4 protein-coding genes are annotated in these 15,732 nt (G+C 71.0%); 3 read left to right on the top strand and 1 reads right to left on the bottom strand.

Annotated features, from left to right (window positions below; translation table 11 throughout):
* Positions 1-25: 25 nt before the first annotated feature.
* From ACEN9H_RS11090 to ACEN9H_RS11080, 3 genes are read left to right on the top strand one after another with little or no spacing between them, the layout of a single operon-like run.
* Positions 26-7,120: a hypothetical protein gene (locus ACEN9H_RS11090; RefSeq protein WP_413674771.1), complete on the top strand. Its 7,095-nt coding sequence runs from the start codon at positions 26-28 to the stop codon at positions 7,118-7,120.
* Complete coding sequence (locus ACEN9H_RS11085; protein ID WP_413674770.1) at positions 7,117-10,926, top strand: hypothetical protein; 3,810 nt, start codon at positions 7,117-7,119, stop codon at positions 10,924-10,926. The genes ACEN9H_RS11090 and ACEN9H_RS11085 overlap by 4 nt, the downstream gene beginning before the upstream one ends.
* 15 nt (positions 10,927-10,941) lie before the next feature.
* Positions 10,942-14,103: a hypothetical protein gene (locus tag ACEN9H_RS11080; RefSeq protein ID WP_413674769.1), complete on the top strand. Its 3,162-nt coding sequence runs from the start codon at positions 10,942-10,944 to the stop codon at positions 14,101-14,103.
* Here the strand turns inward: ACEN9H_RS11080 and ACEN9H_RS11075 are convergent.
* The gene (locus tag ACEN9H_RS11075) at positions 14,072-15,676 is read right to left on the bottom strand and encodes a diguanylate cyclase (protein WP_413674768.1); all 1,605 of its coding nucleotides are present in this window, start codon (positions 15,674-15,676) and stop codon (positions 14,072-14,074) included. The genes ACEN9H_RS11080 and ACEN9H_RS11075 overlap by 32 nt on opposite strands.
* Positions 15,677-15,732 lie beyond the last annotated feature (56 nt).

The raw sequence follows: 15,732 nt of genomic DNA, 5'->3' as shown, positions 1-15,732 counted from the left end.
TCATCGACGTCTGAAGGAGACCGCAATGCCTGCTTTCCCTCTTTCGCTGCTCGACCTCGTCTCGCCCTACCAACTGCTCGGCACGACGCTGGGCGACTGGCAGGCGGCGCTGGGTGCCATCTATGTCGACCACTACGAGGCCACCGGCGCGGCCGAAGGCACGACAATCCGCGGGGTGGCCAGGTTCGCGGTGTCTGCGCGCCCCGTGCTCGACCTGCCGAACGCGCGCCTGACCGTCACCGCCACCGCCGGCGGCCTGCATCCGCAGGACGATCCGACCCGGCGCGATCCGTGGATCGACATCCAGGATACGCAGATCGCCTTCGAACTGTTCGTCCCGCGCACGGGCTCCCCGATCATCGCGGCCGCGACGGGCGTGGCGGCCACCACGACCGACGTGTTCAACGTACTCGACACGCTGCCGATCGACATGCCGGTATCCGACTATCCCGGCGCCCAGTTCACACTCGACATGCTGCTCACGACGGTCGTGCTGCGCCCGCCCATGCTGAAAGGCGCGAAGCTGCGCGAGTCGGATGGCCTGCTGGAACGCGACCCCGCCAACACCGTCGTGTCGTTCACCCTGCCCAGGCTGCGCATGCAGTTGTCGCAGGACGCTGCCGGGGTCCTCGCCTTCAACCTCCTGAGCCTCGGCGCGTCCAGCCTGGACGACGGCAGCGACCTCGGTACCGCCGAACTGATCACGATGACGCCGCCGTACGCATTCATCGGTGATTCGAACGTCGTGGGCTTCGGCTTCCGCAGCGCCGTGCTGGACCTGTCGAACGGCTACACACCGCCGGAGGTGCTGGCGCAGTTCGGCTACGACGAGAACTGGACCGGCCTGTACCTCCCCGTCGTGCGCCTGTTCGTGGCGCCGCACGGGATGAACGACATCGCCGTGTCGGCCGGCGCCAGCAACCTGTTGATCGGGCTTGGGAACACGCCCGGCATCACGGGCGACTTCGACGTCGCCGTCATCAACCAGGGTGCGCCGATCGGCGTGTCGGCGCGCTTCTACGGTCCCGGCAACCAGCCGATCGGCATCACGCGCACGGGAGACACGGCCACCGCCATGCTGCCGCAACGCACGCGCATGGTGGTCGACGCGTCCGGCCAGCGTCCGCCGTACGCCTTCACGGCCGCGCTGGACGGCAGCCCGCTCGCACCAAGCGCGCCATCGATGCCGAACGTGTTCGACGTCGACCTGGGCGGCGACGGCGCGGGCAGCATCGTCGTCGGTGCGGCCAGCGGGGGCGGCACGCCGGCCCAGCTGACCATCGCGGCCGGCCCGAAGACCGGCAGCACCAAGCCGGGCACGCCCATCGTCGCGGAGGCGCAGTTCGACACCGGCAGCATCACGCGCGACGGCACGCCGGTCGGCGCGCCCCCGTTCCGCCTCAAGGCGCGCAACCATTCGAGCATCACGATCACGCTCGATCCGCCTGACCCCGCCACCACGTGGAAGGTGCGCAAGCCGCCCGCGGCGCCGGCGAAGGACTATCCCGCCGGCGCAGACTGCACCGTCGAACTGGGCGAGAACGAGTCGGCCGAAGTGGAAGCGACCACGCCGGCCGTGGGCGCAGGCCCGGAGACGGTGACTGCCTATTTCCGCTTCGACCGCCCGACGAACAAACAACTGCCCGAGCACGACCCGACCACCGGCATCGATTACGTGGCGGGCCTGCCCGGCACCGTGGGCTCCACGCCGACCGCCGACGTGACCAGGCCGGCCAATTCCAGCACCGGCGCGGCCGCCACCGATGCGGCGGAAAGCCCGTTCACGGGCAATCCCGTGGGCAGCACCTACGCGGCGCGCCTGGACCGCGTACCGGCCGGGTCCACCATCGAGATCACGGGCTGGGCCAGCAACGAGGACGACCCGAACGACGTCGACTACAACTTCCTGCTGTCGCGCCGGCGCGCGGAAGCGTTTGCGCACATCATCCGCGCCGCGGCACCGGGCAAGAACCTCCACTTCACCCTCCTCGGCCGCGGGCCGGTGGGCAGTTCCGACCTCGACACGCGCCGCACGAACTGGCGCGCCGATGCCAGGCTGCCGGCCGCGCCGCTGCCCGGCACCGTCACGAAGGGCACGGTGTCGCGCGGCGCAACCAAGGTGCCGCAGATCCCCGTGAACACGCCCGACCCGGCCCCGACGCAGCCGACGCCGCCCAGCTGGTTCCGCGCGCTGGGCGCCAAGGTGCGCATCGTGCGCGACGAGTTCGTGGCGGTCGAGGTCTACGGCGAATTCGACATCAACACGCCGTCCGAACAGTTCATCCAGCAGAACGGCGGCGACCCGGGCATGGAGCCCGTCCTGCGCGGCATGGGCAGCAATCCGATGGATGGCGTGATCAAGGCGCGCATCGTCTTCCAGATCGATAACGCGACGGGCGACTGGAGCGCGCTCGCGTACCTGGGTGCGGACCCTGCCGACAAGGACGGCCTCGTGATGACGGGCCAACTGCCCGGCCAGCCGCTGCTCGCGGAGGGACACTTCGGCCGCAACCTGCTCGGCATGACGGCCCTGTTCGCGCCCCTGCTCGACGCCGCCGCCCCCGCCAACCCGGCGTCCGGCGACATGGTGCCGGCGGTGCTCGCGGTCGGCGGCGTGGCACTCGCGACCGGGCTCGCGCAGGCCGGCTACTTCAACGTCGAACGCGTCGTGCTGTGGGGCGGAGAAATCGCTGTGCGCAAGCGCGCCAACGGCACCGAGGTGGCGATCCTGGGCGACATCGAGACCGCCGTGTCGGCGAACGTGAAAATCGGCGGGATCACCTTGCTGACCATCCCGCGCGAGTCGCCGCTGTCCGTGCGCTACAAGGCGATCGGCATGCGCTTCGGGAATACGCCGGGCGAGCGCGATTTCCAGTTCCGCCCCGTGTTCGATTCGTCGCGCGGCTATTCGATCGATCTCACGAGCGGCGGCGGCATCACGGTGCCCGATCCGCTCGGCCAGTTCATCAAGATCCTTGGCGCGCGCGTGGCGCGTACCAATCCGCTGTCGTTCGAATTCGACCTGGGCCTGAACGCTGACCTGGGCGTCGTCACGTTCGACCGCGCGCGCGTGCGCCTGAAATTCGCCGAGGAAGGCGGCGTGGCGGGCGTGGAGCTGACCGCGTTCGGCGCCGGCGTGAACATCCCCGGTGTCCTGGTCGGCAAGGGCAGCTTCGAACTGGGCGAGGAAGTCGCCGGCGCCATCGACCTGCAGCTGGTCCCGATCGACACCCGCGTGCGCGCCGTGCTCAAGGTGACGCACGTGGAAGGCCGCACGGGCGTGTTCGTCGCGCTGGAGCTGGAGCTGCCGGTCGCGATTCCGCTCGGCGGCTCGGGCCTCGGCATCTACGGCTTCCTCGGCATGTTCGCGATGCACTACGCGCGCGACGAGGACGGGCTGACCGGCCCCACGATCGCTCTCGACTGGCTGAAGAACCGGGCCGGCGGCAATCCGACCAATCCCGACGCGTGGAAGGGCAATCCGGACCACTGGGCGTTCGGCGTGGGCGCGACGATCGGCACGATGGGCAGCAGCGTCGTGTTCAACCTGAAGGGCGTGTTCATGCTCGAACTGCCCGGCCCGCGCATCCTGCTGATGATGAAGGCGCGCCTGCTGCAACCGATGCCCGCGCTGAAGGACAAGAACGCCGAGGGCAATCTGCTGGCCGTGATCGACCTGGACGCCGGCCGCGGCACGCTCACGATCGGCATCGTCGCCGATTACACGATCGACCCGCTGATCAAGATCCGCGTGCCGATCGAAGCGTTCTTCAACCTCAAGAAGGGCGAGGATTGGCACCTGTACCTCGGCCAGCGCAGCGACCCGGTGCAATGCACGATCCTGTCCGTGATCGACGCGTCCGGCTACCTGATGTTGTCCGGGAACGGCCTGCCCGCCTATCCCGACGCCGGCCTGCCGCAAGTCTACGGCTTCGCCATCGGCACCGGCCTGCGCGCCGCGTTCACGTGGGGCAGCGTGCCGGCACGGCTGTACCTGCGCATCGGCGCCGGCTTCGACGCGGTGCTCGGCTTCGACCCGTTCCGCCTCGCGGGCCGGCTGTACGTGCGCGGCGAACTGGTGCTGTTCATCCTCAGCATCAGCGCCTACGCGGAGCTGGACGTGGACGTCGGCGAGAACGTGCTGCCGGACGGTCGGCGCGAACGCATCTCCAGGATCGACGGCGAGATCTGCGGCGAAGTGGACCTGTTCTTCTTCACGATCAAGGGTTGCGTCGACTTCCACCTGGGCGCCACGAACGTGCCGAAGCTCCCTGCCCCGCCGCTCGTGCGCGATCTGAAGCTCGTCTCGCGCTCGCCCGCGCTGGTGCTGGGCACGGGCACGGATCGCCCGGTCGACGGCGCCATCGGCACGGCGACCGAAGGCGGTACCACCGACCAGACGCCGGCCGTGCCGGTCGACGCGATCCCCGTGCTGATGCTGTCGGTGCCGCCGGTCGACGACGGGCTCACGGTGTTCGGCAGCGCGCCGCTGAACCATCCCGGCGCGGCGGAGAACGGCTGGCAGCAGCAGGGCAAGAACTGGGTGCGCTACGAAATCACGAAGGTGGAACTGGTGGGCCCGATCGGCGACGGCGACAAGCCGTCCGTGTGGTGGACGCTCAAGAACCCGATCGACCCGGCCAGCGCCCAGCTCGAAGTGCAGCTCGCGCTGCTGGCCTGGACGCCGAACGCCACGCCGAAAGCGTTCACGCGCAGCGAGTACCAGAAAGAGACGGTCCGCGAACGCTGGGGCACCGTCTGCCACAAGGCCGCGCCGGCCACGTCGGTGCTGTGGACGTTCCGCTACGAGCAGCTCGGGCCATCGAAGGATGGCTGGATCGTCGACGGCGAAGCGTGGCCCGATCCGCCGGACACCGTGCGGTCGCGCGCGCCCGTCACGACGCTCGCAGTGACGGAGTGCTGGCGTTGCGGCATCGACCTCATCGACCGCAAGCGCGGCATCGATCCCGCGTTCGTGACCGGCACGCCCGCGCCCTGCCCGCGCGACACGAAGCCGACGCCGGGTTCCACCACGCGTCCGCAGCTACGCCCGGTCGCGCTCCAGCGCAATGCGGTCCGCGACCAGGTGGCGCAGGTCGCCGGCATCCGCCGCATCGATGCGCTGCCGGCGACGCGCCTGACGTGGGCCGCGACGGCCGCCAGGCTGCAGGCCGGACAGCCGCTGTCGCGCGCCGAACTCGCGACGTCCGCCGTGCACCTGGCCGCCGCGGCCACGTCGCCAACCGAACCGCAGCGCTGCGAAGCGAAGGTGCTGGCCAGCCCGCTGAACGACGACGGCCGCGTGATCGCGCTCGGCAACCCGTCCGACGAGAAGGCCGTGAAGCAGGCGTGGAAAGCGCTCGGCTTCCGCCCGCCGGAACTCTTCAACGGCATCGTCCTCCACAGCGGAGAAATCGCTGCCGGACGGCTGCTGCTGTTCGTGCTGTCCACCCTCGTGCGCAAGGAGAACGTGCTGGTGCGCCAGCGCGCCAAGGACGGCACGCTGCTCGCCGGGCAGGCCGTCACGTTGGCCGACGTCGTGCCGACCCGCCCCGTGCCGCCCGAGTGGATGAGCGCCGCGGGCCCGTGGCGCGACGACGTGCAGCTCGCGGCCGGCTACCTGTCCGCGCTGGGCGGCACGACGTCCACGCAGGGCAACAAGGCATATCTGCCGGTGATCGTCGAGATCAAGGGCGCGAACAAGGTCCACACGATCGAGATCGGCCAGAGCATGCGCGATCCGATCCGGCCGGAAGAAATGCGCCTGCTGATGCGTCCCTATTATCTGGCCGTGGCTGAATTCATGCACGCCGAAGAAATCGCGCGCCACGACTGGGACGAGACGACGACGACGCGCAATCACGGTGCCGTCGAAGCCGCGCTGTCGGACGACGCCTGCGGCCACGCGCTGCTGGCGCCCGACACGGCGTACCAGGTCAAGGTCGAGTGGACCGTGCGGACCTCCGACCAGGACGCCCGTCCGACGGCGGCGGAAACGGACGACATCGACGCGACGACGGAAAGCCGCGTCTACCACTTCCGCACCGACGACGAAGCACCGAAGAAGCTCGATCCGTGGGTGCTGATGACATTGCCGGAGGAAGGCGAGAGCCACGTGTTCGGCCAGGAACCGCTGTCGTTCGTGTTCGCGACCAACGACGTGAGCCACCTGTACGCGGCCTACGGCAAGAAGCTGCAGGTCCGGATCAAGGCGGCGTCGTTCCGCCGGCCGGTCTCCACGCCGGCCGTGCCGCATCCGTTCCCGATCGACGCGGATACGCTCCACGACGTGAAGGGCGGCGTGCTGTCGCCGTGGGAAGAAAGCGTGCGCGAAGTGCTACTGGAAGATGGCGGGAAACCCTGCGTGGACTTCGAGGCCGAGGTGGTCCGCCACAGCAAGGTCACGGTACCGATCCCGCTCGATCCGTACACGGACTATGTGGTCGACATCGAGTCGGTGGACGAGGACGCGCCCGAAAATACGGTCGGCGACCGGGTGCTGCGCCGCTCGTTCTCGACGTCCGCGTACGGCACCCTGGGCGAATTCGCCAACACCTTCCTCGGCACGCGCCCCGAGCACCGCTACGTCGAGCCGGGCCGCATCTCCGCGTTGTCATCGACCTTCGCCAGCCACGCGCCGCAGGGCAGCGAACTCGATGAGGCGATGATCGCGGCCGGACTCGGGCCGATGGGCACGCCGACCGCGCCGCGCGTCGTCGCACTGTGGGAGCAGCCCGACCCCGCCCTGCCGCCGCAGCCGGTGGCCGTGATCGTCGACTCGCCCGAACCGCTGCACCGCACGCGCCTCGTGCCGACCAAGGTGACCGATCCGGTGCCCAGCGCGCCCGAACGCTATGAGATGCTGCCCGTGACATGGCTGGAACTGGCCCAGATGCCGGGCGCGCCGGACGTGATCCAGCGCGTGATCCCGGCGCCGGGCGGCCAGCGCGCCATCGTCATCCTCAAGCCGGGCAGCCGCGGGGCCGACGGCCTGGCGCTGGGCCTCAAGCGCGAACGTTTCGCCGACAAGCCCTACCTATTCGATGCCACGTGGCCGGCCGACCCGGTCAAGATCACCTACGTCTCGTTGCTGAGCGCACCCTGGGAGGAACAAGCATGAGCCGCGTCGTCGACCCCTATCGCTTCTACGCCCGCGCCGCGCTGACGAACTGGGCGCACATCAACCGGGCCCGCGATCCGCAAGACCAGCGCTGGGCGGAGGAATGGCGCCGGCGCGGCATCGAGGGCTATGCGATGGCCCAGCTGCGCTGGTCGATCAACCCGCAGCTCGCGCCCGAACTGCCGGACGAGGACTACGGCATGCCGGGCGGGCCGTTCACGGTGTGGGCGCGGCTGCCGTCCGAGAAGGAGATGCGCGACATCCCCTTCCACACGTACCAGAACCAGGACGGCGCCACGATCGTGTGGTGGATGGGCGACCCGCTCGTGTACGTCACGCTCGGCATCGACGTCACCGCCGCCAATGCGAACCTGGCCGCGCTGAACGGCCCGGTGGCGATCGACGCGCTGGAAATCATCCAGACCGTGGGCACCGGCCAGCGCCAGGTCCTGCTGTGGGGCACGTCCATCGTCGCGGTGGCGATCGCGTCGCCCGGCCCCGTCGGCGTGCTTTCGGTGCGCGGCATCACGGCGCACGACTACGCCAATTCCGACGCGTGGCGGCCATTGGAAATCGTCGGCCTGCCGGTCGAGCAGTCCGCGTGGTCGGACGTAGGAAGGCACGCCGACAAGCAGGGCATGGTGGGCGCACTGACGGCGCCGGGCGATGCGGCGCGCGACCGCCTGCGCCGCGGTGCCGCGCCCTTCGGCTGGCCCGGCACGCTCGGGCCCAATCCGGCGCCGGCGTGGGCCCTGCCCGACTTCGACGGCCTGGTCAAGGAAGTGCGCCAGGATCTGCTGCCGCGCCTGCACCCCGTCCTCAAGATGCCGCCGGTGCTGCAGGCGCGCCAGCGCGACCTCGTCAACATCCCCGGGCCGAGCGGCGCGGGCGGCACGCTGGGCGATCCGTCCACGGCGAGCCTGCCGCCGCTGGGCCTGGCCTTCATCGCGGCCGGCAGCGACCCGCTGCTCGCGCTGGCGCTGGGCTTCGGCACCGCCTACCCGGCTGCGCAAGTCACGTCCGGCGGCTCGGTGACGCCGGGCGCCGTCGCCGTCCCGAGCCGCATGATGGATTTCATGGTGACGGCCACGTGGGACAAGGGCATGGACGGCACGTCCGGACCGCTGGAGATGGCCGCGCTGGCGATCGGCGCGCCGCCGCCCGTGCGCCCGCCGGCGCCGAACGCCCTGCAGGCGCAGGCGCAATCGCACAGCCGCCCGCATGCGGCCGACCAGCCGTGGAGCGCGGCCGCGCGCGTGTCGTGGGACCGCCTGCCGCGCTTCAAGCTGCTGACCACGTCCAGCTTCGCGTTCGCGCGCGCCAACCCGGTCACGCCCGCCGTCGCCGCCGACGCCATCATGCGCCCGCGCCCCAGCGGCGGCCTCGCCCCGATCACGCTCGCCAGCAACGCCAAGGACAAGGAGACGACCCGCCACTCGGCCGTGGATTCCTCGCTGGTGCTGCCGCTGACGGCGGCCGGTCTGGCGCTGCGCTACGGCATCGCGCTGCAGGACATCTGGGGCCAGTGGTCCGTGTGGGGCACGGTCGACCATGCGGACCAGCAGCCGGCGCTGGACCGCCCGCGCGTGCTGCGCTGCGCCCTGGATGCCGCGGTGCCCGCGTCGGGCCGCGTGTGCGCCGGCACCCTGACGGTGGAACTGGCGTGGGATTGGGAAGTCCGCAGGCCGCTGCGGATCGAACTGCGCAGCCGCCTGTTCGGCGCGCCCCAGCGCTCCCACACGCCGCCGCCCGACACGACCCTGCCGGCCGGGCTGCAGACATCGCTCGCCGTGCCGCCCGCCGCCCCGCTCGTGCTGCCGTTCAGCGGCGACCAGATCTCGCCGCTGCCACCGAACGTCACGGTCGACTACTTCGACATCGACGGCAATCTCGTCGCGCCCGGCCCCGTCGGCGCGGACGACGTGCGCCGCTACCGCATCACCGTCTCCGGCCTCCAGCTCGAATACAACGCCATCGGCCACATCGGCGTGGCCGTGTGGACGCGCGTGCGCGAACGCGCCCAGCCCCTGCGCGACAGCGCCTGGCTCGCGCCACTCGTCTCCGGCTCCGCGATGGAACCGGGGCCGAACATCGCCTACGCGTCCGACCCGATCCCGCCCGCGCCCGAGCCGCCGGAAATCGTCAAGCGCGCCAGCCTCGCGGACGCGCGCGGCGAGCACCACGCGCGCGTATCGTGGGCGCCTGCCGCCGGCGCGACCGGTTACTTCATCTACACGGCGACCGAGAGCGCGATCCTCGCGAAGGTCGGCGATCCGGATCGCCCGGCGCCCGATCCGACCCAGACGTACACGGAACGGCTGGCGTTCCTGCGCGACTGCCTCGCCGCGTCTACCGACAACTTCCGCGCCCTGTTCACCCGCGTGAACACGAAGGCGCAGCCGGAGACGTCGGCCGACCTCGTGCTGCCGCGCGGGACGAAGGAGATCCATTTGTTCACGATGGTCGCGGTCAACGCGGGCAACGTCGAATCGAACTGGCCCGCGCCGGCCGACAACGAACAGCGCGTCGTCGCCATCGCGGCGGCGGACATCGCGACGCCGGCCCCGCCGCGGCTGGAGATCCGCCGCCTCGACCAGCCGGCCGCGACGCCGAAGTTCGCGGTGCACGTCGACCTCGCGAGCCAGCCCGGCGCCCGCGTCGCGCGCTACCAGCTGTTCCGCACGCGCGTCGAAGCGGCCGCGATGGCATTGGACACGATGGGCCCGCCCGTCGCCACGATCGAAGCGAGCGGCGGCGGCTGGACCGTGCACGGCCTCGACGGCGACGCCGCGGCGCTGGCCGATGCGAGCGGCACGGACCAGCCGGACGGCTCGTGGAAAAAGGTGTGGTACCGCGCCGTCGCGTGGGCGCATCCGGACCCCGACCGCGCCCTGCTGCCGGGCCGCTCGCCGCCATCGAACGCGATGTCGGTGGTGATCCCGCCCGATGGGCCGCCGAATCTGTCGCCGCTGACGGCCGAGTGGCCCGGCGGCCCGGTGCAGGACGTGCTGGTGCATTTCACGAGCACCGCGCCTGTCGCGAAGACGGCGCTGGGGCCGCACAAGCTGGCGGTCGATGCACAGGTGCTGAGCGGCCCGTCGAAATCCGCCCCGGACCCGCTCCTGCTCGAAGCGTTCGAGCTGCAGGCCGTCCCCGCCGCGCCGCCGGCGCCGCCGCTGAGCGGCACCTGGCGCACCAGCGCCACGCAGTACGCGCTGCGGCTCAGGCGCGGTTCCGTCGACGACCGCGTGGCCGTCGTGGTGCGCATGACGGATCCCCTCGGGCGCACCACGGAACGTGTGCTCACCGTGGCGTCGGGCCCCGTCGATCCCGCGCCGGACGTGCTGGACCTGGAGATGCACGTCGTGAAGCCGAACGTCGTGAACGCCACGTGGCGCTCCAGCGCGCCGATCCCGCCTCGCGCGGGCGGCAAGTACACGATCAAGGTCACCGTCGCCGCGCCGAAAAAGCCGATCCTGACGCCGGCGCCGGTGCCGCATCCGATCGTGCAGCCGCATGGCGTGGCGGACCTCCTCGCCAGGAAGGAAGTGGCGCTGGAGACGCTGGACGTCGTGCGCGGCCCGATCATCAAGCTGCCCGGCCAGGTCACGGTGATCGAGATGGCGCTCGCGGATGTGCCGGTCGTCGGCAAGGCGCCGCTGCCCGGCCAGCCGTGGCAACTGGTCCGCCTGAACAGCGCGCACGGCGTGACCAGCTACGGCCTGACTTACAACGGCGCGGCGGCGAGCGTCACGGTACGCATCACGGCGCCGGACGGACGCTTTGCCGAACAGGTCGCAAAATAGACAGGACGGGCTACCATGGACATCACCCAGTTCACCACTGCGCAGGCGCAGAACCGCCTGCAGGCCGACGGCCTCGAAACGCTCGGCCTGACCGGCCTGCAGCTGGCGCCGCGCTGGTCCACGACGTCGGCGCCCACGTTCGATCCGGCCGCGCTGACCCTGGCGCTGACGAATGCCGAGTGTCCGTTCGGCGGCATGCTCACGTGGCACGTCCATGGCAACGAGTTCACCGATGCGCAGGGCCAGCCGATCGATGCGTTCTGCGGCGTGATCCGGCTGCATCCGCACGCGCAGCAGCGCCTGTTCCGCGTGGCCGCCGCGCGCTATGCCAACGGCGGCACGCTCGCGCACCCGCTGCCCGTCGCGATGCTGTTCAGGCTGACGTCCCCGCCGGACGAGACGCCGCGCCGCATCGAAGCCGGCGATCCCGTGCCGCCGCCGAAGGACGGCAGCCTGCCGGCGTCGCTCGTGGTGTCGTTCCACGACGCGCGCGGCCTCATTATCTGCCCCGTGGCCGTGGCGGCCATGTTCGCGGACCTGATCCAGGGCCTGCCGGGACTACGCTATCCGAAGGCGCCGGGCACGGTCGGCGACGCCGGCGGCCTCACTGCCATCGCCGCGCTGCCCACGAGCGGTGCGATCCTCGTGCAATTCGCCAACCTGCATGGCAACCTGTACCAGCCCACGCGGCCCGGCAACGTCATGAATGTCGTCTCGCCCGGCCCGTCGACCACGGCCGTCGACCATGCGACGGGCTATGCCACGCTGGCGGCCAGCCAGACCATCGCCGCGGGCAGCGGCGACAATGGCGTGCTGCGCTTCGGCTTCGCCACGCGCGGCACCTTGGCCCGCACGCCGCTGTCCATGCCGGCGCTGCCCGCGAACCTGCCCTCGCCGCCGTTCCCCGCCACGACGGGGCCGACGCTGGCGCGCCAGTTCCTGCGGGTGGTCGTGGTCGACCCCGAGTGGCATTTGCTGGGCAACCGCGACGCCGCCCCGCGCAACACCATCCCCGGCGACGACGGCACGACGCCGGCCGACCTGGTGCCGAAGGTGCGCGACCGCGTCGCGATCGACTACGCGGTCGACGGCGTCAACACGTGGGCGCTCGCCGACGGCGTGCTGGCGCGCTTCCAGGCGGCGGGCACGGGCCTCGTCTACGCCTGCTCGCCCGCGTTCGCCGCGTTCGGCCTGCCGCCCGCGCCGGCACCCGGCACGACGGTCGCGTGGCCCGCGTTCCCGCCGCCATCGCCCGGACCGGGTGCGGCCACGAACGTGGCGCCGGGCCAGGGCGCGAGCGCCGCGTGGGCCGGGCCCGCGTCGCCCGACGTCGTCTTCACCGTGAAGGCGGCGGCCGCGCCGAAGGATGCGCATATCCGCGTGTATGCGCGGCGCTTCGCCGAGATCGCGAGCATCGGCAAGCAGCCGTCGTTCGTGCGCGGCGACGGCGGCGCGGCGCTGGCGGACGGCAGCAACGACGTCAGGATCCTGCTGGCCAACCCGTTCGGCCTGGGCCCGGGCGATCCGCACAGCCCCGGCATCCAGGTCGACGTGGACATCGTGGTGACGGTGCGCGGCGGCCAGCGCAAGCTGTGGAGCGGCATCCGCGTGCCCGTCGACCCGCCCGTCGCGCCGCCCGCGAACACGTTCGGCGGCACCGACCGCCTGCCGCTGGTGCCGCCCGAGATGCAGGGCTGGTGCCCGGTCCCGCTGTTCGGCCTACCCCGCACGACGCCGGCCGCGAACGGCGGCACCCTGGCCGCGCTGTCGCGCAGCCTCGCGTCCGAAAGCATCCCGCGGGTCGGCCCGCGCCTGCCGCTGATGGCCCGCTTCGAGACGATCGTCGCGGCGGGCATACCGGATGCGGGCGCCGGCAACGGTGCGCTGTCCTGGCAGGCCGTGGTGACGGGCGCGCGCTGGATGCCGGAGTCGCGCTCCGCCCAGCACACGCAGGGCAATCCCGGCAACCCGGCCGGGCCGGACATCCACGCGGCGGGCGCGCGCGTGACGGGCGCGCTGGCCTACGACTTCGCGTGGCACGCGCTGCGCCGCGCCAAGCCGCCGCTGCCCTTCCCCGGCGCGCCCACGTTGCTGGACGGCTGGATCCTGTACGGCGCCGGCGACAACATGAACGAGCCGGCCACGCCGCCGAACGATGCGGCGCCGAACGCCGGCACCAGCATGGGTGCGGCGCTGCAGACCATCGCCGCCGTGTGCGACACGCCCGAGCTGTCGCTGGCACCGGAATCGGCCTTCGAGAGCCCGACCACGGTACAGGACATCGTCGACGCGGTCTCGAACGCCGTCAATCCGGGCGGCACGCCGCCGACCGTGAACTCGCCCAACGGCGACCGGCTGCTGCGCGAGATCCGGCGCGAATACTGGGTGGCGAAACACGGCCGGCGCGACGCCCTGTGGTCGCTGCGGCGCGCGCTGGGCGAAGCGCGTGAGCTCATCTACATCGAGGGCGCGCAGTTCGCGCCCACGGCCGCCAACAACGGCGGCATGCCGGCCCACATGCTCGACCTGGCCCAGGTCATCATCGACCGCATGACGGATCACCGCGACCTGCGCGTGGTGGTGGCGCTGCCGTGGGACACCGATTTCGCGCACAGCGGCCCGCCGATGAACTTCGAGACCTTCGTGCAGCAGGCGATCGGGGCGCGCAAGGCGCTCGTATCGGCGTTCCCGAACATCATCGGCGACCGGCTGGCCGTGTTCCACCCGCTCGGCTTTCCCGGCCGCGCGACCGCGATCCGCAGTGCGGTCGTGATCGTGGACGACGTGTACGGGCTAGTCGGCACGAGCCACTTCCGCCGCCGCGGCATGACGTTCGACGGCGCCGCCGACCTGGTTTCGTTCGACCGCGTGATCGAGGACGGCTATTCGAAGACGCTGCGCAAGTTCCGGCGGGCGCTGATGGCCACGCGGCTGGGGGTGCCCGTCGGGACGGGGCCGGCCGACGCGACCGCGGAATGGGCCGCGCTGGAACTGCCGCGCACCGCGTTCGGCGTCGTGCGCAATCTGCTGGGCGAAGGCGGTGCGGGACTGATCCAGCCGCTGTGGGAGGGGTATAACCCGGATGTGATTCCGGCGACCGACGACGAGGCCGATCCGGATGGGACGGATGGGACGACGCTGCTCGCTACGCTGACGAGTTTTCTGGCCAAGGCGTGACGGCCGCCGCGCACACCTGGTTCCTGCCCGCGGCCTTGGCGGCATACAGCGCGGCATCGGCCGCCGCAAGAAGCGTCGCCTCGTCGCGGCCATGCAGCGGAAACAGCGCGACGCCCGCCGAGAACGTCCTGCCGACGTCGACGCCATTGGACGCGAAACGCAGGGCCGAGAACGCGACCCGAAGTTCGTTGATGCGTTCGATGGCCAGGTCGAGCGTCACGTCGCGCATGATGACGACGAACTCTTCGCCGCCATACCGGCATGGCGAATCGGTCGGCCTGACCTGTTGCCTGAGCAGGCCCCCGAGCGCGCGCAGCATGGCATCGCCCAGCGCGTGGCCGTGCACGTCGTTGACCGTCTTGAAGTGATCGACGTCGATCATGACGACCGCGAACGCGCTCTGGGTCCGCGCACTGCACGTCAATTCGCGCGCCAGCGCGTCCGTCAGGTAGAGGCGGTTGTACAGCCCCGTCAAAGGGTCGCGGATGACCTGGTCCTGCAACTGCGCCTGCATCGATCGGATGGTGTCCAGCTGGGCCTTGAGCTGCGCGTTCGCCTGCTCGAGGGCGAGCGACGTCGTCCGCGCTTCGGTGACGTCGCGTACGATCAGCACGGCGCCGATCGTGTTGCCGTCGTCATCGCCGATCGCGAACGTGCGCAGTTCGAGATGCCGCGCACCGCCATGCACGAATTCCGTCGTCGTCGGGGCATTGCCGAGGCGGGCCACGTGTTCATCCAGCTCGGCCAGCTGTTCGCCGAGCGGGCGGCCCGGCTTGACCGGCGGGCCGATGTCGAACATTCGCCGGAGCGCCGCATTGCTTTCGACAACACGCCGCCGGGCATCGATCACGATGAAGCCGTCGGTGACGGCCGAGCCGATCTTTTCACGCGCCACGGCGACGAGATCGAACAGGCCGCGGCGGAAAATCGCCAGCGATACGAGGATACCGCTCGCGACCAGGCCGATGGGGGTCGGATCGAGATCCGGCGGGGACACGCCCGCGATGAACGTCACGTTGCAGATGATCGGGACGATCAGGGCGCCCAGCAGGATGCGCGTCTGCCGCCGCACGTGCCGCGATCCCCGGTCGTACGCGGCCACGAGAGCATGCACCGACTTTGCAACGAGTGCATAGCTGTACAACGAATGGCCCCAGAACAGGGGGCCCATCTGGAAAATGCTGTCGGTGGACTCGCCGCGCCAGGTGCCGAAGCACAAGCCGTGCAGCGGCGACAGCGCGGCCGCGAGCACGAGGGCAGGCACGATGGCCAGCGCCAGGAGCCGCGATCGCGGCCATCTGTTCGTGCCGCGCGTGTAGCTCAGCACGAAAACCAGCGTGAGCGGCGCGATCGCGACGACGGCCGGGAAGATGACGCGCATCCGCAGGAACATGGCCTCGTCCGGCCACAGGCGCGCGAACGGCAGCGCGTAGCAGGTCAGCCACCAGGCCGCGCTCAGCTGCATGGCCAGCAGCGCCGGGGCACCGGGCGCGTGACGGCGGGTCCAGGCGACCGAGGCCAGGAACAGCGCCGTCACGGCACCGGCCAGCAGGAGGAAGTTAAAGATTTGCATGATCGCGGATGAGCAGGCGGCCGGCTTATCATCATGCCACGATCACTCCCACGAGA

This window comes from Massilia cellulosiltytica (assembly GCF_047325105.1).
Lineage (GTDB): Bacteria > Pseudomonadota > Gammaproteobacteria > Burkholderiales > Burkholderiaceae_D > Telluria > Telluria orientalis.
The sequence above is the reverse complement of the archived record's forward strand: the minus strand, read 5'-3'. Positions and strand labels throughout refer to the sequence as shown.

Excerpts from the sequence above, each read along its gene's own strand:
- ACEN9H_RS11080 (WP_413674769.1), top strand. The coding sequence starts at position 10,942 with ATGGACATCACCCAGTTCACCACTGCGCAGGCGCAGAACCGCCTGCAG.
- ACEN9H_RS11085 (WP_413674770.1), top strand. The coding sequence starts at position 7,117 with ATGAGCCGCGTCGTCGACCCCTATCGCTTCTACGCCCGCGCCGCGCTG.
- ACEN9H_RS11090 (WP_413674771.1), top strand. The coding sequence starts at position 26 with ATGCCTGCTTTCCCTCTTTCGCTGCTCGACCTCGTCTCGCCCTACCAA.
- ACEN9H_RS11075 (WP_413674768.1), bottom strand. The coding sequence starts at position 15,676 with ATGCAAATCTTTAACTTCCTCCTGCTGGCCGGTGCCGTGACGGCGCTG.